The following is a 25443-nucleotide window of genomic DNA, read 5'->3' as shown; positions in this document are numbered from 1 at the left end:
AAAGCGTCGATCTCGTCGCGTGTGGGGGGTTACCGGGCCGCTCGGCTGAGGACAGATGAGATCGACTCCTCTGTCATGTGGTGTCGACGCTTGGCCCACTTGCTGAACGCATCTCGCGTGTTCACGAGATCCCGAGTGAGAACGAAGTCCGTAGGCCCGATTCGGAAACCTCGCATCTCTCGTGTCGGTATGACGAGGAACGTCTCGGATGGCGCGTTGTAACCTCTCTGTCGCTTCAGCGAACGAAGGTTCTCCATCAGGAGGGGAAGAGATTCCCTGCCCTCATCCTCAGGGAAGACCGAGTCGAGCCATGAGCTCACCTCACGCCAGCGGTCGGAGAGATACGTTCGCAGGGTTGGCAGATCCGCCAGTTCGGGCGCATCGATATCGAGACACACGAGTCCGGTTGCCTGCGAAGCGCCGAGTCTGCTGGCCCAAAGGAGCGCTTGTGATTCAAGCTCTTGAGACATGCCCCCCTCGCTCGTTGGCCCATCCTCGAGCATTCCGGCTCTCGTCACGTACCCGCCGCTCTGCAGAACCCACAGGGCACCAGCGAGCCCGCGGGCTCTGGGGAAAGATGCCCTCCGTATGGCCATGGATCTACTGTAGCGATGCGATGAGAATGGGCAACCGGGAATTCACATTTGGTACTTGTGTTCAACCATCTATTGCATCATTCTGATCCCGAGGTGGGCGAGGTCCGCAGAATGGTGGGAGACCATGATCAAGAAGGCCAGAACTTCACTCGTTATTGTTGCGACGTTTTCAGCTATTTGCGGGATGCTGTTGGGGCCGCCTGCAGCGTTCGCCGTTGAGTCAGATGAAGCAGCACCGTCATCGGCCTTTGTGGTCGCCGAGGGCACGAACGACATCCCTGAGGGGGCGGTCTCTGTCGAGGCAGTGCTCGCATGCGATGAGTTCACCGGCAATGTTCTCGAGTACGCCCAGGAGCATGGTTACTGTCCGACTCTTGGTGAGGACGGAGTGACTACGCAAGCAGTGCAGACGTACAGATGTGGATCAGCCTGGATCTACGGATTCAATAACGGCATCCGTGGTCGAATGTATGTCTCATATGGATTCAGCTCCAGCAATGGTGTTGTGGCTTACCGAAACCTCGCTGTCGGGACGTCCCTTGGCATCGGATGGGGCGACAGTTCCGTGATGTGGAGCTCCAACTACGACTCGGGCTCTCGGTACGTTGGGGCGGGGTCTCTGGGGTGGCACTCGGCTTCGTTCTCTGGGACCGTCACGCTGGCCTGGGGTGGATGGTGCACCATTCCTACGCTCACCGACAATTTCACGATTTGACCTTAGGCTAGGTCACTTCCTCGCAACGTCCGAGAGCTCCGACATCTGTCTTGTCCCGTGTGAATGCGGTCTGCGTGATTGACTTCTTCACAGGGGCCCCTATGTGGTTTGTCAAGCCGTGAGGGCTTGATCTGACCACGCGGGAGCTTGGTAGATAGTCCCGTCGCGGAGCATCGCGAACAGGACATCCGAGCGACGGCGTGCGAGAGCGATGAGGGCCTGGTTGTGGCGCTTGCCCTGCGCGATCTTGCGGTCGTAGTAACCGCGTGAAACCGGGTCTCTGAGCGCGGCGAAGGCGGAGAGGAACATGGTCCGTTTCAGGATCTTGTTTCCGCGTCTGGAGGGGTGCTCGCCCCGGATTGACGAACCGGAGCGCCGCGTGACCGGGGCGAGGCCGGCGTAGGAAGCGAGGTGTCCTGCGGTTGGGAAGTGTTTCGTGGTGACCTCGGTGAGGAGCCTCGCCGCGGTCCTGACGCCGACTCCCGGCATGCTCGTCAGGACCGGAGAAAGAGGGTGAATTTCAACGAGGCGCTCGACCTCGGCCGCGACCTCGTCGCGCTGATCCCGGAACGCGGTGAGTTGTGCGTCGAGCTTCGGGAGGACGAGCGTGGCGGCGTTCGTGCCGGTAACGGTCACGGTCTGCGCGTCGAGCGCAGCGATGATCTCCGCAGCCCAAACTCGCCCCTTGCGCGGGGCGCGCTTGATGAGCCGGTTCGCGATGCGCTTCTCTCCGGCTGCTCGGAAGCCTGCCGGGGAAGCGTAGTGCTCGAGGGCGTCGAGGATCGCGGGGTGATCCAGCCTCGGTCCGAGGACGCGCTCGAGCGCGGGGTGGATCTGGGTGAGGAGGCCGCGGATGCGGTTTGTGAACTGGGTGATCTGTCCGGCGAGGTCTTCGTCGAATCCGCAGAGCATGGCCAGTTCCGCGACTTGTTCGTCGGCGATCTGGATCGAGCGGAGAGCGTGGGGCATGGTGCGGGCCGCGTTGGCGATGATCCTCGCGTCACGCGCGTCGGTCTTCGCTTCTCCGGGGTGGAGGTCGGCGATGCGGCGCATCGCGAGGCCGGGGAGGTAGGCGACGTGCGTGCCGGCGGCCTGGGCGACGGCGACGGGAAGCGCGCCGATCGTCGCGGGCTGGTCGACGACGAGCAGGATCCGTGTCGGGTTGCCGAGTTCGGCGAGGAGGGCGCGGAGTTTTCCCTCGTCGTTGGGTAGGGCCCGGTCGAGGAGGTGTTTGCCGCCTGGGTCGAGGGCGACGGCGTGGTGTTCGCCTTTGCCGACGTCGAGGCCGATGAACACCTCGATCTCGGGTGGGTTGTTATTGAGGGTGACCACGTTGTCCTCCCGTTCGTGCTGGCGGTGTTTTGGCAGCCAGCGGTGGGGAGTGTGTCTCGGCATCCACGTTACGGTCGGCCTCGAACCAGGGGTTCGGGTCCAGCCCCTATCAGCGATCACGCACTGCCCGACCGGGCTCGGTGGCAACACCCCCCCCAGATCATGGTTTCGACAGGGGGGCAGTAGTCATGCCGAGCCCGGCTGGCTGTCACCGTCCAGCATGCCGCTGAACGGGTCACGAAGAAAGTAACGGGGCGGTCGCAGTGGGCAGATATGATGTGGTGACGCTATGGCCGGATCCCTTCGTCGATCTCGACGAAGCACGCCGAGACGTGTTCCGTCAGGCTTTCGCATCGCAGTACCTCTCCGGTTGGGAACCCAACCGCGCTGACGTTGTAGATCTCCTTAATCTCAAACGTGGTGTGATTACCCGCGACGAGTACCTACAGCGCATTCGTTTGCGCGCCCAGGGGCCGATGACGTCTGCGGCCGGGTAGGGGATCTGCGCATCGCTCTCATCCAAGCTGATGGAGAGACGGAGTTTGTTAGGCCTCCGCGAGAAAAGCGTCGATCTCCTCGCGCGTGGGGGCGGCGGGGGCCGCACCGAACCGGGTGACGGCGATGGCGCCTGCCGCTGACGCCGCGGCGAGAGCGGCACTGAGCTCATCGCCGCGGGCGAGCGCCGCAACCATCGCGCCGACGAAGGTATCTCCGGCGCCCGTTGTGTCGACGGCGTCTGCGGGGTGAGCGGCGACGGTGGCAACGATCTCGCCGCCCGTGGCGACGATGGCACCCTTGGCGCCAAGGGTCGTTACAACAATGCCCACCTGGCGGCTGAGAGCGCGTGCCGCTGACTGGGCGTCTCCCTCGCCCGACAGCTCAATCGCTTCGGTTTCGTTGGGGACGAGGATGTCCGTGAACGGCAGCAGGCGCACGGCATCGGCGTCGACGGGCGCAGGGGTGAGCACCGTTGTTGCGCCGCCATCCTTCGCCAGGGCGAAGGCCTTCTCGATCAGCGTCAGGGGGCGCTCGAGCTGTGCCACGAGAAGGCTCGACGAGCGGATTCCGGCCTCATCAGCCGCAGAGATATCGTCAGCACCGTTCGCTCCGGCGACGATGACGATGCTGTTCTCTCCGCCGTCGACGACGCTCACGATCGCGATGCCCGTTGGTCCTTCGATCGTGCGAAGAGTGTCGGTGCCGACGCCTTCGTGATCCAGGAAGCTACGGAGTTCGCTACCGAAGCCGTCTGATCCGACGGCTCCGATGAAGGTAACCTCGACTCCGGCGCGACGGGCGGCTACGGCTTGGTTGAGGCCCTTGCCACCCGGGCCGGTCGTGAAGGTGGAACCCGCGATCGTCTCACCGGGGAGGGGGAGACGGGGTTGCTGTGTGACGAGATCCATGTTGGCGCTGCCGAGAACCGCCACTGAGCCGAGATGCATGGAGGTTATCTTTCCACGTCATGGCAGGGAGCTCGCGGCACCACCTTCGCCGGTGTCTGGCCGTCTGTGGCTGCCCACGATATGGGTGTTGACGAGACCGATCGCCTCCATGAGAGCGAATATCGTTGTGGGGCCCACCCAGCGGAAGCCGGCGGCCTTCAGCGCCTTCGCCAGAGCGACCGACTCGTGTGTTGTCGTGGGCACATCGGCGGCCGTCAGAGGGACGGGCGAGACATCAGGCTTCTGTGCCCACACGAAGGCGGCGAGATCGACGCCCGTTTCACGCAGCGCGACGGTCGCTTTGGCGTTGTCGATTGTGGCGAGGATCTTCGCGCGATTGCGGATGATGGCGGCGTCCGCCAGAAGGCGTTCCACATCGGCGTTATCGAATGCGGCAACGCGATCGGGGTCAAAGCCCGCGAACGCCGCCCGGAACGCCGGTCGCTTTTTGAGAACGGTTGCCCATGAGAGCCCGGACTGAAAAACCTCGAGGCTGAGACGCTCGAAAACGCCCGTTTCGTCGCGAACGGGGCGGCCCCATTCGTGGTCGTAGTAGTTGCGCAGGAGGTCGCTCTGTTCGGCCCAGGCGGGGCGGACGAGCCCGTCGGGTCCGCGCACGAGACCGGGGGTCAGCGTCGTCGAATCGGTCATGTCTTCATCTTCGCGCGGACCCCCGACGTGTGACGGTGACAGCGGGCGCAACGGGGAGAGAGCGCGGGGATGGCGTGCTGTGAATGCCTTGACGTAGCAATCTGCCGGGTTTTTCCCGCCTACCACGGCGATCCGGCCCGGAATCACGACACGAGATGCGTAGCCTTGCGCGTGTGTGGCGTATCAATGGAACAGCGGCCCTCACGGGAGCCGCTCAGTCAGAGGCGGGGAAGGGCGTGAGCTCTGCGGAACTGCAGTCGGCCGATGTCGGCACCGAGCATGCCTTCGGCTCCGCACACGATCGCCTGCGCGCCGCTGCCGCTGAGCTCGGTGGCGCATCCACTCTTCTGCACTACCGCGAGGCCTCCGGCTCGTTCATCGAGATCACGACCGCCCACCCCGGCAGTCTGCCGCAGTTCATCACGGGCCGTTCGACCCTGCTGTCCAACCTCTTCCGCGACGAGGTCGCGCTGCGCGGGTCGCGGCTGGCGGCGGAGCGCATCGCTGCGAAGAATGTTGAACTGCGGACGGCGCGGGGAATCGACGCTGTTCGTCTCGCCGTTGGCCTGGCATCGTGGCAGCTCGACGAAGAGATCTTCACGGCTCCTGTTCTTCTGCGCCCGCTCGCCCTGCGCCGTCACCACGCCGACTTCGAGCTGAAGCTCCGTGGCCACTTCTCGGTCAACCCCGCGCTGGTGCGGGCCATGCGCGAGCAATTCGGCATCGAGCTCGACGGCGCTTCGCTCGCCTCGCTCGCGTACCAAGACGGGCTGTTTCAGCCGCAGCCGGTGATCGATCGCCTGCGTGCGCTCACGGCGCACGTCGATTCATTTTCTGTGAAGCCGCGCCTGCTCGTGTCGACATTCGCGGATGTTGCCGGGCCGGTCCGTCGTGATCTGACGAACCTCGACCACCCCGTTCTCGATGCCCTGTCTGGCGATGACGATGCGGTGCGCGCGATCAAAGCGCCGCGCCGTGCGGCAACACAGACCAGTCCCGATGATCGCGCCCCCGCGTCCGATACCCTCCTGCTCGACGCCGATGCCGAACAAGAAGCTGTTCTGGCGCGGATCACGGCCGGAGAATCGATCGCCATTCATACGCTTCCCGGAACGGGCGGCACGCAGACGGTGATCAACGCCGTCGGACAGCTCGTTCGCGCGGGGCGTCGCGTTCTCGTCGTCAGCGCCCGGCGCTCAACGCTCGACGGCGTCGCGCACCGCCTGCGCGGCATCCACCTCGAGAGCCTGGCCGTGAGCCCCAGCGCGCTACGCGCCGATCTGATCCGCGCGATCGGACGCAACGAGCGCGCGACACAGTCGAACGTGTCGGAGGTCGACGACGCACTCGTGCGCCTGCGCACAGTTCTGCGCGACTATCGCGACGCGCTCACCGCGACGCGTGATCGTCTCGGAGTCTCCGTTTTGGAAGTTACGAGTGAGCTCACGCGCCTTGCTTCGCTTCCTGTTCCGCCGTCATCGACGGCCCGTCTCGGTGTGAGCGCGCTCGAAAAGCTCGCCGGTGATCGTTCGGAAGCGGCTGCAACACTTGCTCTGGCCGCGCGCCTGGGCGAGTTCCGCGTCGGCCCGGATGATTCGCCGTGGTACGGCGTGAGCTTCGAGAGCACTGATGAGGCGCGCACGGCGCACGCGCTTGCCGGAACGCTTCACCGTTCGAGCGTCCCCGAGCTTCTGGAACGCGGCTATGCGCTCATCTCGCAGACGCGTATGCGCCCGTTCCGCACCCTGGATGAGCTGGGCGAGTACCTTCGCCTTCTGCACGGCATCCGCGATTCGCTTGACCGCTTCCGGCCCATCGCCTTCGAACGACCGCTGTCGGACATGATCAAGGCTTTCGGCACCCGCCGCGACTCGGCGGGAATGTCGGGAACGCAGCGTCGGCGCCTCAAGCGTCTCTCCCGTGAGCTTGTGCGACCCGGTGTGCACGTGACGGATATGCACGCGGCGCTCACCCGAATTCACCACCAGCGCACACAGTGGCAGCGGCTCGTCGAGGGCGTCAGCGCCCCCGAGGTGCCGCTCGGCCTTGCCGATGTGCAGGTGGAATGGCAGAAGGTGGAGTCCGAGCTGGATCAGCTCGACCGATCGCTGGGTCGCGGCACACGCATGGCATCGCTGCCCGTCGAGCGCCTCATTCGAACCCTGGCCGGTCTTGCTGCCGAGTCCGATGTCTTCGAGAACATCGTTGAGCGTGCCGAACTGCGCGCGAAGCTCGACGACCTCGGCCTGTCGCCGTTGCTCACGGAGCTCAGCGTGCGCCACGTTGACGAGGCGCTCGTCGGCGAAGAGCTGGAGTTCACCTGGTGGCAGTCGGCTCTGGAGCACCTGCTGCAGACGGACCGGTCGCTGCTCGGCGCCAACACGAGCGTTATCGACCGCCTCGAAAAAGACTTCCGGTTGGTCGATGAGGCACACGCCTCCGCCGCGGGCCCGCTTCTGGCATGGCAGCTTGCCGCGCAGTGGAAGATCGGTATTGTCGACGAGCCCGACGAGTCCGATCGCCTGCGCCGTGCTCTGACACGCGGAGAAGTCACTCCCACGCAGCTCCAGGCAGACGCGCCGGTTCTCATGCGCACCCTTGCTCCGGTGTGGATCTCCTCGCCGTACGAGGTGCCGATGCTGCCGGATAACGAACGGTTCGACGTGGTGATGCTCGTCGACTCGGCTGCGATTAGCCTGGCCGAGGCCGCGCCCGCGATTCGCCGGGCGAAGCAGATCGTTGCGTTCGGTGATCCCGTGACGCAGCGTCCGACGCCCTTCGACGTGTCGGCGGCCGCGCCGCGCGGAACGCATGAGCCCGCGCCCACCAGCGATGAGCGCAGTGTTTTCGAGTTGCTCTCCGACCTGCTTCCCGTCGAGACGCTCACCCGCAGCTACCGCGCCGGAGGCGAAGACCTCGCGCACCTCGTGAACGACGCCTTCTATGGCGGGGAAATTGTGTCGCTGCCCTGGGCAGGGTCGTACCTCGGCCGTGGCAGCCTCACGGTGGACTTCGTCGACAACGGCAGCGGCGCGCCCGATCCTGAAACGGGGGCCGTTGAAAGCCCCGATGCCGAGGTCGCCCGCGTTGTGACGCTCGTTGTCGAGCACGCGGTCAACCGCCCGAAGGAATCGCTGATGGTCGTCACCGCGAGCCGGCGTCATGCCGATCGCGTGCGCGCCGCGGTCACGGCTGCTTTCGCCGGTCGTTCCGATGTGGCCGACTTCGTGTCCCGGGAGACCGCGGAACCGCTGGCTGTTCTGACTCTCGAAGAATCGGTGGCCGAGAGCCGCGATCGCGTGGTGTTCTCCCTCGGATACGGCAAAACCCGCCACGGACGCGTGCTCAGCGAGTTGGGTGATCTTTCCGGCCCCGACGGCGAGCGTCTGCTGACCGTCGGGATGACGCGCGCACGGCGGTCGATGGTTGTCGTTTCGTGCGTTCGCCCACCCGACATCGACGACGGCCGTTTTTCCAACGGCGCGGCGCTGTTGATGGGCATTTTGCGTTCCTATGAGGAGCGCACAAAGGAACCGCGAAGCGAAGACCGCGCCGATCCGCTGACGCGGGTTCTTGCCCGCGAACTGCGCCGCATGGGCGTCGCCGTCGAGATCGACTACCGCGGGCTGTTGCCCCTTGTCGCACAGGCGAATGGCAAGGCGGTGATTGTCGAGAACGATCCGGAATCTCGGGGAGAGTCGCTGCGAGAATCACTGCGTCTGCGCCCCGAGGTGCTCCGCCGGCTCGGCTGGCACTATGTGCGCGTGCACGCCTTCGATCTCTATAGCGACCCCGTCGCGGTAGCCGAGCGTATCGCCGCGATTCTTGGAATTCGCGACGACGCCTTTCGTGTCGACAGCGACACTGAGCCTCTTGTCTGAGGACAAACGGCAGAAGGTCGAGAAGGTGCACGGTTCACGCCGTGCGCGGCTCACCCCGGTTGACGGCACTCTGAGCGACTCGGATGCGGAGGCAACGCTGCGCGGTGATTCCCCCGAGCTGAAGGACGACGGTTCGCGTGGACCGAACGATGCCCGCCTTCGTCAGGACAAGCCGCCTCACTACGGCTGAGTACGCACAGGGGCGCCGACCGGCGAAGGTCGGCGCCCCTGTTGCGGCGGAACTACTTTGTCTGCTGAGCCTGCAGCAGATCGCGAATCTCGGTGAGAAGCTGCTCCTGCGACGGCGGCAGGTCTTCGTCGGCACCGCTGTCGCGGCGGGCGGCGAGGCGGTTCATCGGCATGACGAGCACGAAGTAGACGACGGCGGCGACCACGAGGAAGTTCAGCGCGGCGCCAAGAACGGCGCCGAAGGCGAAGGTGGATGTGCCGCCCAGGAGGGTCGGAACCTGCACGATGAGCGCGGTGTCAAGGCTGTCTGCACTGAAGAACAAGGCGATCAGCGGGTTGATGATCGATTCGACAAACACCGTGACAATCGCCGTGAACGCCGTTCCGATAACGACGGCAACAGCCAGTTCGACGACGCTGCCACGCATGATGAATTCTTTGAAACCCTGAAGCATGTGAGTGTCCCCTTTGTGGGTGTGGGCCCGTTTTTTCGGTTGAGGCGGCTACTTCGAAGAGGTGGACGCCGCGGCCGGCTGAGCGGCCGTTGAAGTTGATGATGCACCGGACGAGGAAGAATCGCCGGAAGCCGCGCCCGTGCCGGTCGAAGTCGCCGGACGCGAGTCGGTTCGGTAGAAACCGGAACCGTTGAAGGTCACCCCGATCGATCCGTACTGCTTACGCAGCCTGCCATCGCACTGCGGGCATTCCGTGAGCGATGCATCGGCAAAGGACTGCACGATGTCGAAGGTGTGGTTGCAGTCTGCGCAGGCGTAGGCATAGGTGGGCATGGCGTGACCTCCTGGGAGGTGGCCGCAGTCAGCGACCGAAGGAAAGGATGCGGGTCGGAGTCACGATTCCCGTGACGGGCATATCGTGTGTGTCGTGGGGGACGGAATCGACCACCTCGGCATCATAGATCACGGCATAGACAGGGATGCCCGGTGCCAGCTGTGCGAGAGCGCGATCGTAGTACCCGCGTCCCCACCCTAAACGCGTGCCGTCGCGTGCGATGGCGGCGGCGGGGATGAATAGCAGATCCGCGGAGGCAATGGCGTCGCGCCCGAGTCTCGCACCCGTCGGCTCGGGGACGCCGAGAGATGAGGCGCGCTCCTCGCCGGGCTCTGCCCAGTCGAGGATTCCGTCGTCGAGGCTGACGGGGAGCAGAACACGAATACCGTGTTCCGCCGCCCAGGTGAGAACGCCGTGCGTTGGAGGCTCGGTGGGAGCAGGAAGATAACAGGCGATGGTCTGCGCGCCCGTGCGGGTGACGAGGTCGGCGGCGTTGATCGCGATCTGTTCGTCCGCCCGTTCTCGAGCAGAAGTGGGCACGGCCGCGCGCTCGGCACGGACCCTCCTGCGCAGCGCGCGCTTGTCATCGTCGACGCTCATGCCGACCAGCGTAGGCCAGACCGGATATGTCGACCTTCGGGGCGCAGTTCCGAAGACCTGCAGAATCGTCGCCTATCGTTACTGTTATGGAACCTGCGAAGATCAAAGCCGTTATGCCGGTCGCTGGTCTGGGGACCCGCTTCCTTCCCGCCACCAAGGCGACGCCGAAGGAGATGCTCCCGGTCGTCGACAAGCCTGCCATTCAGTATGTGGTGGAGGAAGCGGTTGCCGCGGGTATCCGCGACGTTCTCATGATCATCGGTCGCAACAAGAACGCGATCGCCAACCACTTCGACTCGGTCCCCGAGCTCGAAGAGAAGCTCACCGCCAAGGGCGATGACTCCAAGCTGGGCCGTGTGCGCAAGTCGAGCGATCTCGCTGATGTGCACCTGCTGCGCCAGGGCGAGCCCAAGGGCCTCGGCCACGCCGTCTACCGCGCAAAGCAGCACGTTGGTGACTCTCCCTTTGCCGTGATGCTCGGCGACGACCTCATCGACGAGCGCGACCCGCTGCTCCCGAAGATGATCGAGGTCAACGAGCAGAAGAAGGCCATGGTCGTCGCGCTCATGGAGGTTGAGCCCGAGAACATCAGCCTGTACGGGTGCGCCTCTGTTGAAAAGACCGACGACCCCGACGTTGTGAAGGTGGTCGACCTCGTCGAAAAGCCTGCGCAGGAGGACGCCCCCTCGAACCTCGCGATCATCGGCCGCTACCTGCTGACGCCCGAGATCTTCGACGTTCTGGAGCGCACCGAGCCGGGCAAGGGTAATGAGATCCAGCTGACCGATGCCCTGAAGGACGTTGCCACCGACGACAACAACGTCGACGTGTACGGCGTGATCTTCCGCGGCCGCCGCTACGACACGGGTGACAAGCTCGACTACATCAAGGCCATTATGCGCCTGGCCGCCGACCGCGAAGACCTCGGCCCCGAGCTGCGTCCGTGGTTCAAGGAGTTCGCCGCTACGCTGTGATTCACGCGCGCGGAATGCACTATTTCGCGAAGTGAGGAGAGCCGGATGGAGACGCTCGAGAGCTCGTACGGGGCCGTGTCCATCCGGCTCATTCGTTCCCGCGACGCACGCCCACTGCAGCAGGAGCTGATGTCGAATCGCTCCTGGCTCGCACCCTGGGAGGCAACGAACCCCGATGGGTTCGTGTCGATCGACATGAAGTCGGGCGTACGCCGCCTGCTCCAGCAGTATCGCGACGGGATGAGCGTGCCCTTCGTCATGGAGTACGACGGTGAGGTCGCCGGGCAAATGAACGTCTGGGGGATCGCGCGCGGGTCACTCTCGTCCGCAACGATCGGCTACTGGGTATCCGAGCGCTTCGCCGGGAAGGGAATCACCCCAACGGCCGTGGCCCTCGCGACCGACATCTGCTTTCGCCAGCTGGGGCTGCACCGCATGGAGATCTGCATCCGGCCCGAAAACGGACCGAGCCTGCGTGTGGTCGAGAAGCTGGGGTTCCGGTACGAGGGCTTCCGCGAGCGCTATATCCACATCAACGGAGCCTGGCGAGACCACTACGCCTTCGCTCTGACGCGAGAAGACGTTCCCGACGGCGTGCTCAAAAGATGGATCTCCAACGACGTTCCGCCCGGCGTTTCCGCCATTCCCGAGGAAGACCGGCCGACGCTGGCGTGATCTCTGAGAAACCCGGGGTTGATACACCTGGGGAATGAGCTCGTTAACTCTTCGCGGCGCGCATGCCGTCTGGTCCGCCGACGTCGAAGGCGTCCATGATGTGCACATCGTGGACGGCAGCATCTCATCCCAACCCGCACAACCAGCCGAGCGTATCGATGTCACGGGGTGCGTTGTGACGCCCGGGCTCGTTAATGCCCATCATCACCTGATGCAGAGCGCTTTTCGCACTCTGCCGGGCACTCGGGGCGTCTCGATGGCCGAGTGGCTCCCGACCATGGCAGCGGCCTATACCGAGGCGAGGATCGATGAATCCCTGACCTATGCCGCCGCGAGGGCCGGAATCGCGGAGTCGCTCCTGTGCGGAGTCACGATGGTCGCCGATCACCATCTGAACTGGGCAGGAGCAAAGGATACGGTTTCCGTTGCGGCAGGGGTTGTCCGAGCATCGCGAGAACTCGGAGCGCGTGTGGCGTTTGTCCGCGGCTCGGCGGGGGACGATCCGGACGCAGCGGCTGCGTCCGCCGACAAGATCGCAGCGGAGTTCGCACCGGACGTCGGAGGTGTCTCTGCCGACGGCGGCGTCCAAATCGCGGTTGGTCCGGCCGGGGTGCATAGCGATGGCGAAGCGATGTTTCGTGCTCTCGCGGATGTTGCGACGGACCGTGGTTTGCGGCGGCGCACCCAAGCGAACGAGCAGGTCGACACCGCTGTGGCCCTGGAACGGTATGGGCGCCGACCTCTTGAGCTTCTCGACGACTGGGGCTGGTTGGAACCCGACGTCACCATTGCGCACGCGTGTGATGTCACCGACGACGAGATAGGGCTCCTCGCGAGTCGCGGGGTCTCGGTAACGCACGCTCCCGGGTGCGATGTGCCGATGGGGTGGGGCATTGCGCCCGTACACAAACTTCGGCAGGCAGGAATCGAGGTGGGGATGGGTACATCCGGCGGCGGTAGCAATGATGCCGGACACCTGCTCGCAGATGCACGGTTGGCGATGCAGGTCTCCGGCCTCGTTGGTCCGGCTCTTGACGCGCGATCGATTCTCGCCGCCGCAACGGCGGGATCGGCACGCGGCCTCGGACGACACGAACTCGCAACGCTGGAGGTCGGATCGACGGCCGATGTCTGTGTGTGGGACGTGTCGACAATTACCGATGCCGGGACGGCGGATCCGGTTGCGGGGCTACTCTGGTTGAACCCGGGGAGGCGTCCGCGGCACGTCATCGTCGGTGGGCGCTTCGTCGTCCGCGACTACGCTCTCGTCACCGGTGACGAACACGAGATTCGTGCCGCTCTGCGTGCCCGGACGGGGAGATAGTTCTATACGTCGAGTACCAGTCGTGAGCAGGCGGCTCGGGACACACAGATCATCATGACGGGGCTCGTCTCACGTTCGCTCGCCGTCAGGACGCGATCACGATGGTCGACGTCGCCTTCGATGACCACCGTTTCGCAGGTGCCGCAGGTGCCCTCGCGACAGGACGACACCGCGAAAACACCGCGTTCCTCAAGCGCTTCGAGGATCGATGTGTCTTCGCCCACGCTGATGACGTCACCCGTTGACGCCAACTCGACATCGAATGGGCCTCGCCAGGCAGGGGCAGGCAGAGCGCCAGGTGCGAACCGTTCGGCCTGGAGGTTAGTGTGCTGCGTCGCTGCGTCGGTCAGAGCCGTGATCATGCGTTCAGGTCCGCAGGCCCAAATGGGGGCCGCTCCTGCTTCGTCGATCAGCGTTGACGGGTCGATGCGGCGGCCCTCCTCCGACACGTATACGCGTACGCGGTCCCCGTAGCACTGCAGCTCATCGAGGGATACGAGAGCCTCGCGCGAGCGCGCGGCGTAGTGAAGGACCCAGTCCGCACCCGCGTCGGCAGCCGCATGAATCATCGGCAAGATCGGTGTGATGCCGATTCCCCCTGCAATAAACACTGCGGGAGCGCCGGACGGCGGCGCAGCGAACGGGAACGTCGACCGTGGTCCGCGCACGCGGAGGACATCACCGACGGAAATTTCGTGCGCGGCGATGGATCCGCCGCGGCCATCAGCTTCGCGGAGAACAGCGATCCGCCATGTGTCTCGCCGATCTGGGCGTGAGCATAACGAGTACTGTCGCTCGGTTCCGGAGCGCAAGATCACGTCGATATGTGCCCCCGGGGTCCAGGCCGGCAGTGGACGTCCATTCGATGCGGAAAAGGTCAATGCGACGACGTCGGGCGCGACGATGTCGCGTCGTGTCACGGTGACTTCGCGTTCGACGTCGGTGAAGAAACTCATGTGTGGCTCTCGCCGTTGTGATCGCATCCGCGATTGTCCGAGCGCATCCGCTCTTTGACGATCATGACACGGTAGGCGGCGCCGTCCGGGCTTGCCCACCGGTGCGGAGTGTTGCCGCGGATGTAGCGGGATTCGCCAACGGAGACGGGCGCGATGTCCTCGCCGAGGTCGATGACGATCATCCCCGAGAGAACAGTGACGAACTCGTCTTCGGGATGCTGGTAGAAATCGCCGAAGTCGCGGCTGTCGCCCGACATGTCGATCACAGTGAACGACGTATCCCCGCTCGTCAGCATGCGCGCTTCACCGGCCCCGAAGGCACCAGGGGCCGCGCGGGAGACGTCGAGGGCTGTTCCGCTCATCAGCTCGATCTGGCTCGTTCCAAGGGCGCGTGCGAGGCGTGCGAGCGAATCGAAACTGGGGTTCGCCCTTCCTCGCTCCACTTGGCTCACGAAAGGATGGGACAAACCGGCGGCCGTCGCGAGGTGCACGATTGTCATCTTCAGGGCCTTGCGGCGGGCACGGATGGCTGGGCCGAGACGGCTGGGGGCGTCGTCTGTCACGGCTCCTCGATTCTTTTTCTGGCGGGCGTCTTCCGGAAATCCCGGGGAAACACTTCGGTTCTACCGTCATGGATGTTGATGTGATCAACATTCATTCGAGAAACAGGTGTATCACATGTTCGTTTCCTCCCCGAGCGCGCTTCGCGGAGCAACCCTCATTGACGGGCGCGTCGTCGACATCATGATCGTTGACGACATCGTCGTATCCGTTGTCCCTGCCAGCGCGTCACCGGTCCGTGAGGGAGAGCTGGACGCACACGGCTATCTCGTTCTGACGGCACCGGCTGATCCACACACACATCTCGACAAGGCCCTCTCCTGGTCGCTCATCCGGCCGCCATCCGGCGACCTCGAGACGGCGATCGCATCCTGGCTCGATTATGTCGCCACCGTCGACTCGGAAGAGATCTACGGCCGAGCCGTGCGGGCCATCGAGGAGTACGTCGCCAATGGCGTCACGGCGCTACGCACTCACGTTGACGTGCCTCACACGGGTGATCCGCTCCGCGGCGTGAACGCCATCGTGCGGGCCCGCGAAGAATTCGCGGACATCGCGGATATCGAGATCGTCGCTCTTCCGGGCCGAGAGACAACGCGTGATCGATTGGAAGCAGCTCTCGATGCCGGAGCGGACCTCGTTGGCGGCGCACCGCATCTCGCGGAGGACGAAACCGCGGATGTCCATCGGCTCATTGATGTCGCCGAAGCGCGCGGCATCGGAATCGATATTCACGCTGATGAGGCGCTGTACCGCGGTACGACTCTTCGCACGCTTGCGGAACGCACCCTCAGGTGGTCAGCGACGCGAACAGCGGGTCACTGCGTGCGGCTCTCCACTCTGCCGGACCACGAACTGTTGCCGCTCATGAGCAACATTGCTGCCGCGGGCATCGGGGTTGTCGCTAACCCCATCACCAACCTCTATTTGCAGGGGTGGGAAAGCGATGTCGCAACGCCGCGTGGCATCGCGCCGGTCAATCGACTTCGGGCGGCTGGCGTCCTTACGGCCGCCGGCGGAGACAACGTTCGAGATCCCTTTAATCCCATGGGGCGTGCGGACGCCCTCGAAACAGCAATGCTGCTGGTGACCGCCTGCCATGTCCCGATTGACGACGCCTGGGCAGCGGTATCCACCGATGCCCGTCGAGTGATGGGTCTTCCCGCCGCAGGAACGGAGGTCGGAATGCGCGCAGATCTGATCGGCATACGCGCAGCGTCGCTCGCGGACGCTCTTGCGACGGCTCCTGCTGATCGATTCGTCATCTCGCGCGGACGTCTCGTCGCACGAACTCGGACAACGCGCTGGACAGCTCCGCGCGCGATTAAGGAGGTAGCACTGTGACCAGAAACCCGGCAAATACGGCGGAGCGAAACGGCGATGTGATCGCCGAATTCCGCGATGTCGGCATGACATATGACGGCGGAACCGTTGCCCTCGAAAACATCGACATTCGTGTGCGCCGAGGAGAGCTCGTGACTGTTGTCGGCCCCTCTGGCTGCGGAAAATCGACACTTCTTCGCATTGCGGCAGGGCTCGAAAACAACACCGAGGGCGAGTGCACAACGTTCACAGATCGAATCGGCTTCGTGTTTCAGGATGCAACGCTGTTGCCGTGGCGCACTGTCCGTAAGAACGTTGAACTGCTGGCCGAGCTGGACGGAGCTCGCGCTCACCAGCGCGAGGTCATGGCGCAGAACGCGATCGATCTCGTCGGTCTCTCCGGATTCGAACAGGCCATGCCACGCCAATTGTCCGGCGGCATGAAGATGCGCGCGTCGCTTGCCCGTTCCCTCACGCTTGAACCCGATCTCTTCCTCTTTGATGAGCCCTTCGGTGCGTTGGATGAAATCACCCGACAGCGTTTGAATGATGAACTCCTCAAGCTGTTTGTCGCGCGGGGTTTCGCCGGGCTGTTCATCACCCACTCGGTCGCAGAGGCCGTTTATCTTTCGACCCGCGTCGTCGTCATGTCTGGTCGTCCCGGGCGCATCGTCGACACCGTTGAGATTCCGTTCGAAATGCCCCGCGATCCAGATGTCCGCTTTACCGCGGAGTTCGGCGAACTGGTTGGGCGGGTGTCACATGCACTCAAGGAGGCTCACACATGACCCAGGTAGCCGCCCCGCCCGCACCGGCGGCACGCACGGAGAAACCGCGAACGCATCCGGCTGTGACCCGGCGCGAAACTCGGCATCGTTCGGCCAGCACGTTCTGGCCCCCGCTCATCGTTTTCGTCGCGATCATCGCCGTGTGGTCGATTGCGAGCGCGCTGCTCGGCGACAGGAGCTTTCTTCTGCCCGCTCCGTATCGCATTTTTACCGAGGGACTGTTTCACCCCAGCGTGCTCCCGGAAATTCTGAGGGCGCTCGGACAGACGACCCTCGTGGCGTTCATCGGCCTCGCGATCGCGGTGGCGCTGGGCGTCTCGTGGGCGATCGTCATGCTCCAGGCGAAGTGGATTGAGCGATCCCTCTATCCCTACGCCGTGATCTTGCAGTGCATTCCGATTCTGGCCCTCGTGCCACTGATCGGATTCTGGTTCGGTTACGGACTACCCGCACGCGTGATCGTCTGCGTTTTAATCGCGCTGTTTCCGATGGTGTCGAACACCCTTTTCGGGCTGCAATCCGTGGAGAAATCCCAGCGTGAGCTTTTCCAGCTCAAACGCGTTAACCGATGGACCACGCTCTGGAAGCTTCAGGTTCCCACGGCCCTTCCGTCTGTTTTTATCGGCCTGCGGACCTCCGCCGGTTTGGCCGTTGTCGGCGCGATCGTCGGCGACTTCTTCTTCCGGCGTGGCACGCCAGGACTGGGCTCTTTGATGAGCACCTACACCTCCCGACTCCTCGCGCCGCAGCTGTACGCATCCGTTTTGGTCGCAGCGCTCCTCGGCGTTGTGATCTTCCTCGCTTTCGGTCTGCTGTCGAAGCTTGCCGTTGGCCGCTGGTACGACGCAACAAAAGCCTGATTCACCCTGAGAGAAGGAACACCTGATGAACACCACTCGACGCTCCATCGCCTCCCTCTCCGTCGTTGGCGCCGCGGCGCTGCTCGCCGCGAGTTGCGCTGCCGACACGACGGCGGACACCGCAGCCGGCTTTGACATCGGACCCCTCGACCTGTCCGACGTGTGCCCCGCGACGTTCGTCGTGCAGACGGACTGGAACCCACAGGCCGAACACGGCCACGTTCTCGAACTGATCGACAACGAGCACTACACGATCGACGCGGCGCAAAAGTCGGTGTCGTCTCCTTTGTTCGTCAACGAGGAGTTCACCGGGATCACGTTCGAGGTGCGAGCGGGCGGCCCCGCCGTCGGCTACAGCTCCGTGCAGGCGCTCATGTACCAGGAAAGCGACATCGATCTCGGGTATGTGCATTCGGATGCGGCGATTTCCAGCTCCGCGACGACGCCGGCCGTCGGTGTGATGGCGCAGTTGGACGTCAACCCTCAGATGGTCATGTGGGACCCGGAGACATACCCAGACGTTGAGACGATCGAAGACCTCGCTTCAGCTCTCGAAGAATCCGGCGGAGCATGGCGGTACTTCGGAGGCGCCGCGTACATGGAGTACCTCATTGCGGCTGGGATCGTGCCCGATTCGATCGTCGATGGTGGCTACGACGGCACCCCGGCTTCCTTTGTGGCCGAGAACGGCCTGTCCGCACAGCAGGGGTTCGCATCGGCGGAGCCGTACATCTATGAGAACGAGGTAGCCGAGTGGGGGAAGCCCGTCTCCTATGCTCTGATTGACTCCGCGGGATGGAACATCTACGGTTCCGCGCTTTCCGTTCGGGCGGACCGCCTCGAGGAAATGTCGCCATGTCTCGAACAGATGGTGCCCATTCTGCAGCAGGCTGAGGTCGACTTCTTCGATGACCCCAGCTCAACGATCGATCTGATCCTGGAACTTGTCGACGCGTACGACACCGGGTGGACCTATTCGCAGGAAATTGCTGACTATGCCGTTCAGACGATGATCTCCGAAGGGCTCGTCTCCAACGGCGACAACGGATACATCGGAGACTTTGACCCCGATCGCGTCGCCGACTTCTTCGCGACGGGAATGGAGCTGTTCAGCAGTATCGCGGCAGACGTCGACCCGGACCTTACACCGGAGGACATCTACACGAACCAGTTCCTCGACACATCGATTGGCCTGAGCGAATGACGACGGTGCAGACCGCTGTGAACGCTGTAGCGAGTCTCGCGGAGGAATTGGTCGACCTGCTGGGTCCCCGTAACGTTTCGACCGACGGGAGGATGCTCGAGCGCGCATCTGTGGACGGTGCGCGCATGTCTCCGCTGATCAGTGAACAGCTGCCGCTGGGAGTCGCTGAGATCGTCGCATTTCCGACGAGCGCTGAACAGATTGCCGACGTTGTGCGCGCGGCAGTAGCCAAAGGCATTCCGGTGACTCCTCGCGGCAAAGGAACCGGAAATTACGGTCAGGCGATTCCACTCTCCGGAGGACTCGTTCTCGACATGTCACGTGCACGCACGATCGTCGAAGTCGGTGAGGAGACAATCACCGCGGACGCTGGTGCGTCCATGGCTCAGCTCGAACAGGCTGCGAGCGAGCACGGCCGCGAGCTGTGGATGTACCCGTCCACGATGAACTCGTCTATCGGTGGTTTCCTGTCCGGCGGATCCGGCGGTACGGGAACAATCGAACACGGCGCGAATCACGAGGGCTTCGTCGCGGCGCTTGACGTTGTGCACGCGGATGGGGCGGGCCTTGTCCATGTCGAAGGCGAAGAAGCACAGGTGTACGTGCACAACTACGGCACCGCGGGCATCATCGCGCGCGCCACCGTCAGAACCGAACCACTGGTCACGTGGCGGGCTCTCTATGCGTCGTTCCCTGATGTCGATGGATCTGTCTCTGTGCTTCGAGACATCGGAAACCTGCGTCCCGCTCCGCGGCTGGTGTCGGCCGACACGGTGACAGTTTCTGAGGCCCTGCCCGACGATCCCGCGATTCCAGAAGGGCGTTCCAGCCTGCGAGCGATCCTGCACCCGGACACACTCGAAACGGCGCGAACAATGATCGAACAAGCCGGAGGGCGGATCGAAGACATCCGTCGTGGTTCCCAGGCTGTCGCGAAGATGTCGATGCTGAGCTACAACCACCCCATTGAGTGGCTGCAGAAATCGCGCCCCGGCTTTTACTACCACCTCGAGGTCGGCGGGGATCTCCTTGTCGATGACCTCGACCTCGTACACGCGACGATCGGTGACGGCCTGCTGCACGTTGAAGCGGGACACACCGTTCCGATCGGCATGCTTGCTGCGGAGTACACCGGGCCGGAATGCATCGACGATGCCATTCGCCGATTGACCGCGATCGGTGTTCGAGTGCATAACTGCCACCAGTGGAACGTCGATTTCGAGATAGCTCGTACCGTCGAACGGGCAGCCAGAACGGATCCCGGGGGGCTGCTGAACCCGGGCAAACTCAACCCGGCGTATTCGGGGGCGCAGAAGGGCTCCATTCGATGAGCAGAATGCTGACCGATTCGCCGCAGCCTGTTGTCGCCGAAATGCTGACGGAGTCGTCCATCATCGTCCAACCCGTTGGCGCGCTGGAGCAGCACGGGCCCCATCTGCCGCTCAATACGGACCTCGTGATCCCCGAGATGATCAGCGCACGTGCGGTCGAGCGCGCCGTTGCGGCGGGAGTGGATGCGTGGCTGCTACCTCCGATCACGGCGAGCAAGAGTGATGAGCACCACGCCTTCGCCGGAACCATTTGGATGGAAGCGGCGACGATCTGGAACACGCTCGTGGACGTGGGGAGATCGGTCGCGGCAACGAGGGCGAAGACTCTTGTCTTTGTAAACGGCCATGGGGGAAACTCTGCGCTCTTGCAAGTCGTCAACCGGGAAATCCGTCGCCGGTTCGGCCTGCGGACTTTTTCCATGGGGACCGGAACACAGCGAGCAGCCTCTGGTGAAGGAAGTGACCCGGATGAACGTGGGATGGGGATTCACGCGGGGCATTCCGAAACGAGCGTCATGCTCGCGTTGCGTCCGGATCTCGTCGATATGCGTCGTGCCGTTAGAAACGTGCCCGAACACCTGGCAGGGTTCGACACCATCGGATTTAACGGGTTCCCGGTGAGCTTCGGTTGGACGGCTGATGACTTCGGGAACATCGGCGTGATCGGCGACGCAACGGGTGCCACCGCCGAATACGGTGAACAACTGGTCGAGGAGGGAACATCCTTCGTCGCACAGGCTCTCCGCGAGATCGCACGATTCCGGCACGCCGCATGAGCCGCGAGACATCGGGTGCGCCCGGCAACGTGCCGCCGAAAACGCTCGAGCGCCCTGTTCAAGACGGTCGAGTGCCGCACGACCCGTTCCCCCTCCTTGCCGACTGGCTTCCGGAAAACGAAGATCCGAATCGGCCGGTGTGCACACTGGCGACGGTCGATGAGAACGGCCTTCCGGATGCTCGGACGCTGCTCCTGTCGGGGCACTATGACGATCGCGTGACGTTTCACACGGAAGCATCGAGTCGCAAGGCGATCCAGATTCGCGTGAATCCCGTCGGTGCGATCGTCGTGCGGTGGGAAGAGCTCGCTCGACAAGTTGTCCTGCGCGGACGAGTTGTTCCGAGCTCGGAAGCCGAAGCCGCCGCGGCCTTCGCAAGGCGCAACCGCTACCTCCGTCTGTTGGCGTCGCTCAACACAGACGAGATGGCGGCGCGTCCGCGGGTCGAGCGGGAAGCGGCATTCGCGGACGTCGACCGGTCTCAGCCGAATCCCCCTCAGCCCGAGGGGTGGGCGGGGTACGCCCTCATCCCTTCTGATGTGCTGTTTTGGGAGGGGTCAGGAGCAGGTCCGAGTCGGCGAGCGCGTTACCGACGCGACGGCTCCGGCTGGAGCCTGTCGTTCCTTGCCGGATGAGTCCGAAGAGCCGTGAGGCGACGCGCGGCGCGCGTGTCGCGCGTCAGTCTCGCCTGGGTCGCATAGCGTAGTGAACATGGGTGGGCCGGTACTTGGCGGGGGAGCGATCGTTCTGGTGGTTGCCGTGCTCTGGCTTGCCTATCTTGTGCCGTCCTGGCAGATGAAGGCTCGGTATAACGCTGCTGAGCGCAACGCCGCTCGCCTCAACCAGGCACTGCGCGTTCTTGCCGAGACCAGCGAGATGCCGGACGAAGTCCGCGTCGAGCTGTCGCGGCGAGACGCGGCGAAACAGCACCGCCTCGTCAAGAAACTGCAGGCGGAGGACGATCGTTTGCGGGTCGAGAGCGACAAGCTTGCGCTCGAACGGAAGAAGCAGCAGGTCGAGGCCACGCGCCTCGAGCGCGCGATCGCCGTTGAAGAAGAGCGCCGGCGCCTTGCGGCACTGCGAGCCGATCCCCGGGCTGTGCAGGCGCGTGCTCGTCGACGGGTGCGTCTCGTGGCGACAACGCTTGTGACCCTTGGTCTGACGGCCTTGGTGATTGGCGTCTGGCAGATAGCCGCGGTCGGAACATGGCAGTGGCTCGTCGGCGGTGTGGTCGCGGTCGCTCTGGGAAGCGCGGTGTTGCGACGCATGGCGGGTGTCGCGGCAAACGCCCGTGCGCGTGTTGCTGCGCTGAGCGTCGCGGAACAGCCGGCCCGTCGTGGGCAGTCGCAGCTCCTCAACCCCGAGGACCGCGGATGGGTTCCCCGAACGCTTCCCGCACCTCTCACGGCGACAGCAGGTTCGCGCGCCGCCGAAGAGGTGCGCGCCGCAACGGCGCAGGAGCAGATGCGTCAGGTCGCGCGCGAAGAGGCCGCCAGGGCTCGCATCGAGGCGGAGCAGGTCGCGTCCGTCGCCAACGAAACCAGCCGCTTCGCACGCATGGGGCACGTCGACGACGCCGAGATCGAAGCCCACGTACGCGGGCTCATCGCTCGACGCGCCGCCGGCTGATCGGCGGTTTTGAGGCCGTATTCGGCTCTGGTAAAGTCGTCCAGGTTGTGAGGGCCCATGGCGCAGGTGGTAGCGCGTCTCGTTCGCAATGAGAAGGTCGGGAGTTCGAGTCTCCCTGGGTCCACACTGTGTTGAGACAGTATGAGAAGGCCTCCGCTTCGGCGGAGGCCTTCTCATTTTCTCCGGCGCACCTCACCAGAGCTTCGTTGCGCGGACTTACACGGTCTCGTCGGGCCACCGCAACAATGCGGTCGGTTCCGTGACGGGACGAGCCTCGCGCGGCTCATCCTCTGATTCGGCGTCCTCCTCCTCGATGAGAACACGTGCGTCGGTAAGAACGGCGGCGCGAGCGAGGGCTTCGGCCGCCGAGATGCGCGCAACAACAGCGACCCCCAAGCCGTGTCGATCGGGTTGACAGCGCGGGATCGCGAAGCTAGCCGTGCCCGGGCGGCTCCTCGTTCTCCAGACGTTCACCAGACCAGGTTCTGCGGAGGTCGGGGCCGTACACCAGACTGGTGACCGTGACAAGCGTCGATCCTCCGCAGACAGCTCGCCGCGATGGAAACCCCTTCGAGGTGTTCTGGACGTTTCTGCGCCTGGGGGTGACGTCGTTTGGTGGCCCGGTCGCACACCTCGGGTTCTTTCGCGAGGCCTTTGTGCATAAGAAGAAGTGGCTGACGGATCGTGCGTACGCGGATCTCGTGGCACTGTGCCAGTTTCTTCCGGGGCCGGCGTCGAGCCAGGTCGGGATGGCGATCGGTCTGCACCGTGCGGGGCCTCTCGGGATGCTGGCCGCGTGGCTGGCGTTCACGCTTCCGTCCGCCGTTCTCCTCGTGGGCTTTGCCTTCGGCGTCGCGGCCTTCGGCGATGCGGTGGGAACGGGGTGGCTAACCGGGCTGAAAGCCGCCGCGGTGGCCGTCGTTGCGCATGCCGTTCTGGGCATGGCGAAAACTCTCACGCCCGATGCTCGCCGCGCAACCATCGCCGTTGCCGCGCTCGTGATCGTTCTGCTCACGGCCGGCGTCTGGGCGCAGGTGATGGTGATCGTTGCAGCGGGCATCGCCGGATGGGTATTCGTGCGCCCGGACGAAACCTCCGCGGACGGTGAGGACCGGCTACGCGTGCAGATCCCTCGCGGTGTGGCCGTCGCCTGTTTGGCGCTGTTCGGGCTTCTGCTCGTCGCGCTGCCCGCGCTCGCCGCCGCAACAGGGAACGACGCGCTGCGCCTTGCCGACATCTTCTACCGCGCGGGCGCCCTGGTCTTCGGCGGCGGGCACGTGGTGCTGCCATTGCTGGAGGCCGAAACGGTACAGACGGGGATCGTCGATCACGACGCCTTCCTGGCCGGATACGGTGCGGCACAGGCCGTTCCCGGGCCGCTTTTCACCTTCGCGGCGTATCTCGGCGCCGTGACAACGTCGGGACCTACCGGCATCGCGGGGGCGACGATTGCTCTGGTCGCCATCTTCCTGCCGTCGGCGCTGCTCGTTGCCGGAGCGCTGCCGTTCTGGGAGAAGTTGCGCCAGGCACGTCACGCCCGGCGGGCGCTCGCCGGTGTCAACGCGGGCGTCGTGGGGATTCTTGCCGCCGCCCTGTACACCCCCGTTTTCACACAGGGAGTGACGGGCGTGGGAACGTTGTCCGTTGCGGCGGTTGCCTTTGTTGCGCTGCAATCGTGGAAGGCACCCGCCTGGGCTGTGGTGATCGGGGCGGCTCTTGTCGGAGGCGTTCTGCTCTGACGCTGTCATCGCACGAAATCACCCGGTCGCCCTCGCACGAGGGTCGACCGGGTGATTTCTCGTATCCCGGGGTTACGCCGGAATGAAGTCGAACACGTCGGGGTCGGGGCCCGTGCGGCGGTTCTGGTTCAGCGAGGAAATGCGCAGAATGTCCTCGTCTGTCAGCTCGAAGTCGAACAGCCGGAAGTTCTCTTCAACACGCGAGCGGGTAACCGATTTCGGGAACACGATGTCGCCGCGCTGAATGTGCCAGCGGAGGGTGACCTGCGCTGTTGTCCGCTGTACGCGCTCGGCGATGTCGGTGATCACCGGATCGCTCAGAACGGCGCCCTGGGCGATGGGCGACCAGGCCTCCGTCGCGATGCCGGCCGCCTCGCCAGCGGCGCGCACCGTCTCATTGGTGAGGTACGCGTGTACCTCGATCTGGTTCACGGCGGGTGTGACACCCGTTTCGTCGATGATGCGCTTCAGATGCGGCACCTGGAAGTTGGAGACACCGATCGACCGGGCCAGACCGCTGTCGCGGATCTCGATCATGGCCTTCCAGGTTTCGAGATAATCCACGTCGATCGTTGGCAGCGGCCAGTGGATGAGGAACAGGTCCATGCTGTCTACGCCGAGCCTGGCCACGCTCTCTTCCGCCGCGCGCAATGCGTCATCGCGGCGGTGCTTGCCATTGTTGAGCTTGCTCGTGATGAACACGTCCTCGCGCGCCAGGCCGGAGGCCTTCAGCGCGTCGCCCACGCCCTGTTCGTTGCCGTACATCTGAGCGGTCGTTTGTGTCGCAGCCCGGGCTGTCCACCTCGTGCCGCTCCTGGAAGCCGTTCGCCTCGACGTCGCGATTGTGGCGCGGGGCGCTGATCGTCACGCGCGGTTTCGGCGTGGCCGTCGTTCCCGAGTCGATCGCGGCGAAGCGGTCGGCCGATCATCTCATTCGCACCCCGATCGCCGATGCTCCGGAGTGGGACGTGCACCTGGCGCTGACAACGAATCCCACGCCCGCGGTGCGGGCCTTTGCCGCGATGTTCGTTCCCCTTGCGGACATCACGGATCTTCAGGCGGAACTCGCCCCGGCCTGAGACGGATGGCGCCGAACGGGCGGGAC

General features: G+C 64.3%; 28 protein-coding genes and 1 tRNA gene. 18 read left to right on the top strand and 11 right to left on the bottom strand.

The annotated features are described in order from the left end of the window. Positions 1-29 precede the first annotated feature (29 nt). Positions 30-470 (bottom strand): hypothetical protein, encoded by a 441-nt coding sequence (locus G6N81_RS05955; RefSeq protein WP_165134409.1) that lies wholly within the window; start codon positions 468-470, stop codon positions 30-32. 250 nt (positions 471-720) lie between these two features. On the opposite strand from G6N81_RS05955, the gene G6N81_RS05950 reads away from it, so the two are divergent. Then, complete coding sequence (locus G6N81_RS05950) at positions 721-1311, top strand: hypothetical protein (protein ID WP_165134406.1); 591 nt, start codon at positions 721-723, stop codon at positions 1309-1311. Between the two features lie 111 nt (positions 1312-1422). Here G6N81_RS05950 and G6N81_RS05945 read toward each other — a convergent pair whose 3' ends face one another. Beyond that, positions 1423-2643, bottom strand: coding sequence for an IS110 family RNA-guided transposase (locus G6N81_RS05945; RefSeq protein ID WP_165137817.1), 1221 nt, complete (start codon positions 2641-2643; stop codon positions 1423-1425). A gap of 281 nt (positions 2644-2924) precedes the next feature. On the opposite strand from G6N81_RS05945, the gene G6N81_RS05940 reads away from it, so the two are divergent. Further along, a complete protein-coding gene (locus G6N81_RS05940) occupies positions 2925-3140 on the top strand; it encodes an antitoxin VbhA family protein (RefSeq protein ID WP_165134403.1) in 216 nt (71 codons plus the stop codon). A 48-nt stretch (positions 3141-3188) separates the two neighbouring features. Here the strand turns inward: G6N81_RS05940 and G6N81_RS05935 are convergent, their stop codons facing one another. Continuing rightward, entirely contained in the window at positions 3189-4088 is a 900-nt protein-coding gene (locus G6N81_RS05935; protein ID WP_165134400.1) for a ribokinase, read from the bottom strand. Positions 4089-4106: 18 nt separating this feature from the next. After that, entirely contained in the window at positions 4107-4739 is a 633-nt protein-coding gene (locus G6N81_RS05930) for a DNA-3-methyladenine glycosylase I (RefSeq protein WP_165134397.1), read from the bottom strand. Positions 4740-4894: 155 nt separating this feature from the next. Between G6N81_RS05930 and G6N81_RS05925 the strand changes: the two genes are divergently transcribed. Both G6N81_RS05925 and G6N81_RS05920 read left to right on the top strand, forming a co-directional pair. Next, complete coding sequence (locus G6N81_RS05925) at positions 4895-8620, top strand: AAA family ATPase (protein WP_165134394.1); 3726 nt, start codon at positions 4895-4897, stop codon at positions 8618-8620. Further along, positions 8613-8810 (top strand): hypothetical protein, encoded by a 198-nt coding sequence (locus tag G6N81_RS05920; RefSeq protein WP_165134391.1) that lies wholly within the window; start codon positions 8613-8615, stop codon positions 8808-8810. Before G6N81_RS05925 ends, G6N81_RS05920 begins: the two co-directional genes overlap by 8 nt. A gap of 52 nt (positions 8811-8862) precedes the next feature. Here the strand turns inward: G6N81_RS05920 and mscL are convergent, their stop codons facing one another. The 3 genes from mscL to G6N81_RS05905 all read right to left on the bottom strand — a co-directional run bounded on the left by mscL (position 8863) and on the right by G6N81_RS05905 (position 10198). Then, complete coding sequence (gene mscL, locus G6N81_RS05915) at positions 8863-9237, bottom strand: large conductance mechanosensitive channel protein MscL (protein WP_241245087.1); 375 nt, start codon at positions 9235-9237, stop codon at positions 8863-8865. A gap of 75 nt (positions 9238-9312) precedes the next feature. After that, positions 9313-9597 (bottom strand): FmdB family zinc ribbon protein, encoded by a 285-nt coding sequence (locus G6N81_RS05910; RefSeq protein ID WP_165134385.1) that lies wholly within the window; start codon positions 9595-9597, stop codon positions 9313-9315. Positions 9598-9625: 28 nt separating this feature from the next. Further along, positions 9626-10198, bottom strand: a complete 573-nt coding sequence (locus G6N81_RS05905) for a 5-formyltetrahydrofolate cyclo-ligase (protein WP_165134382.1) — start codon at positions 10196-10198, stop codon at positions 9626-9628. A gap of 86 nt (positions 10199-10284) precedes the next feature. On the opposite strand from G6N81_RS05905, the gene galU reads away from it, so the two are divergent. Genes galU through G6N81_RS05890 form a run of 3 tightly spaced genes read left to right on the top strand, consistent with a single transcriptional unit; the run spans position 10285 to position 13171 of the window. After that, the gene (galU, locus tag G6N81_RS05900; RefSeq protein WP_165134379.1) at positions 10285-11172 is read left to right on the top strand and encodes a UTP--glucose-1-phosphate uridylyltransferase GalU; all 888 of its coding nucleotides are present in this window, start codon (positions 10285-10287) and stop codon (positions 11170-11172) included. A 45-nt stretch (positions 11173-11217) separates the two neighbouring features. Continuing rightward, on the top strand, positions 11218-11847 hold the full coding sequence (locus G6N81_RS05895) for a GNAT family N-acetyltransferase (RefSeq protein WP_165134376.1): 630 nt from the start codon (positions 11218-11220) through the stop codon (positions 11845-11847). Positions 11848-11881: 34 nt separating this feature from the next. Then, entirely contained in the window at positions 11882-13171 is a 1290-nt protein-coding gene (locus G6N81_RS05890) for an amidohydrolase family protein (protein WP_165134372.1), read from the top strand. A 2-nt stretch (positions 13172-13173) separates the two neighbouring features. Here the strand turns inward: G6N81_RS05890 and G6N81_RS05885 are convergent, their stop codons facing one another. After that, positions 13174-14127: a PDR/VanB family oxidoreductase gene (locus G6N81_RS05885; protein WP_165134369.1), complete on the bottom strand. Its 954-nt coding sequence runs from the start codon at positions 14125-14127 to the stop codon at positions 13174-13176. Beyond that, the gene (locus G6N81_RS05880) at positions 14124-14690 is read right to left on the bottom strand and encodes a helix-turn-helix domain-containing protein (protein WP_241245086.1); all 567 of its coding nucleotides are present in this window, start codon (positions 14688-14690) and stop codon (positions 14124-14126) included. Before G6N81_RS05880 ends, G6N81_RS05885 begins: the two co-directional genes overlap by 4 nt. 115 nt (positions 14691-14805) lie before the next feature. Here G6N81_RS05880 and G6N81_RS05875 point away from each other — a divergent pair, with 115 nt between their 5' ends. From G6N81_RS05875 to G6N81_RS05835, 9 genes are all read left to right on the top strand, one after another. Continuing rightward, complete coding sequence (locus G6N81_RS05875) at positions 14806-16032, top strand: amidohydrolase family protein (protein ID WP_165134366.1); 1227 nt, start codon at positions 14806-14808, stop codon at positions 16030-16032. Continuing rightward, positions 16029-16799, top strand: a complete 771-nt coding sequence (locus tag G6N81_RS05870; protein ID WP_241245085.1) for an ABC transporter ATP-binding protein — start codon at positions 16029-16031, stop codon at positions 16797-16799. Before G6N81_RS05875 ends, G6N81_RS05870 begins: the two co-directional genes overlap by 4 nt. After that, a complete protein-coding gene (locus G6N81_RS05865; protein WP_165134363.1) occupies positions 16796-17659 on the top strand; it encodes an ABC transporter permease in 864 nt (287 codons plus the stop codon). The genes G6N81_RS05870 and G6N81_RS05865 overlap by 4 nt, the downstream gene beginning before the upstream one ends. A 25-nt stretch (positions 17660-17684) precedes the next feature. Beyond that, on the top strand, positions 17685-18863 hold the full coding sequence (locus G6N81_RS05860; protein ID WP_165134360.1) for an ABC transporter substrate-binding protein: 1179 nt from the start codon (positions 17685-17687) through the stop codon (positions 18861-18863). Continuing rightward, positions 18860-20194, top strand: a complete 1335-nt coding sequence (locus tag G6N81_RS05855; protein ID WP_165134357.1) for an FAD-binding oxidoreductase — start codon at positions 18860-18862, stop codon at positions 20192-20194. The genes G6N81_RS05860 and G6N81_RS05855 overlap by 4 nt, the downstream gene beginning before the upstream one ends. Then, a complete protein-coding gene (locus G6N81_RS05850; RefSeq protein ID WP_165134354.1) occupies positions 20191-20970 on the top strand; it encodes a creatininase family protein in 780 nt (259 codons plus the stop codon). Before G6N81_RS05855 ends, G6N81_RS05850 begins: the two co-directional genes overlap by 4 nt. After that, entirely contained in the window at positions 20967-21605 is a 639-nt protein-coding gene (locus G6N81_RS05845; protein WP_165134351.1) for a pyridoxamine 5'-phosphate oxidase family protein, read from the top strand. The genes G6N81_RS05850 and G6N81_RS05845 overlap by 4 nt, the downstream gene beginning before the upstream one ends. A 76-nt stretch (positions 21606-21681) precedes the next feature. Next, entirely contained in the window at positions 21682-22599 is a 918-nt protein-coding gene (locus G6N81_RS05840; RefSeq protein ID WP_165134348.1) for a large exoprotein, read from the top strand. 51 nt (positions 22600-22650) lie between these two features. Continuing rightward, positions 22651-22723, top strand: a tRNA-Ala gene (locus G6N81_RS05835). Positions 22724-22815: 92 nt separating this feature from the next. On the opposite strand, the gene G6N81_RS05830 is transcribed toward G6N81_RS05835, so the two are convergent. Further along, entirely contained in the window at positions 22816-22995 is a 180-nt protein-coding gene (locus G6N81_RS05830; protein WP_165134345.1) for a hypothetical protein, read from the bottom strand. A gap of 119 nt (positions 22996-23114) precedes the next feature. On the opposite strand from G6N81_RS05830, the gene chrA reads away from it, so the two are divergent. Continuing rightward, positions 23115-24338 carry a chromate efflux transporter gene (chrA, locus tag G6N81_RS05825; protein ID WP_241245084.1) on the top strand — a complete coding sequence of 408 codons (1224 nt, stop codon included), beginning with the start codon at positions 23115-23117 and terminating at the stop codon, positions 24336-24338. 72 nt (positions 24339-24410) lie between these two features. Here chrA and G6N81_RS05820 read toward each other — a convergent pair whose 3' ends face one another. Then, a complete protein-coding gene (locus G6N81_RS05820) occupies positions 24411-25103 on the bottom strand; it encodes an aldo/keto reductase (RefSeq protein WP_165134342.1) in 693 nt (230 codons plus the stop codon). A 14-nt stretch (positions 25104-25117) separates the two neighbouring features. Here G6N81_RS05820 and G6N81_RS05815 point away from each other — a divergent pair, with 14 nt between their 5' ends. Next, positions 25118-25417 (top strand): type 2 periplasmic-binding domain-containing protein, encoded by a 300-nt coding sequence (locus G6N81_RS05815; RefSeq protein ID WP_165134339.1) that lies wholly within the window; start codon positions 25118-25120, stop codon positions 25415-25417. Positions 25418-25443: the final 26 nt, after the last annotated feature.

It is taken from the genome of Microbacterium amylolyticum (genome assembly GCF_011046975.1).
Lineage (GTDB): Bacteria > Actinomycetota > Actinomycetes > Actinomycetales > Microbacteriaceae > Microbacterium > Microbacterium amylolyticum.
This window is presented reverse-complemented; position numbering and strand designations above follow the sequence as displayed.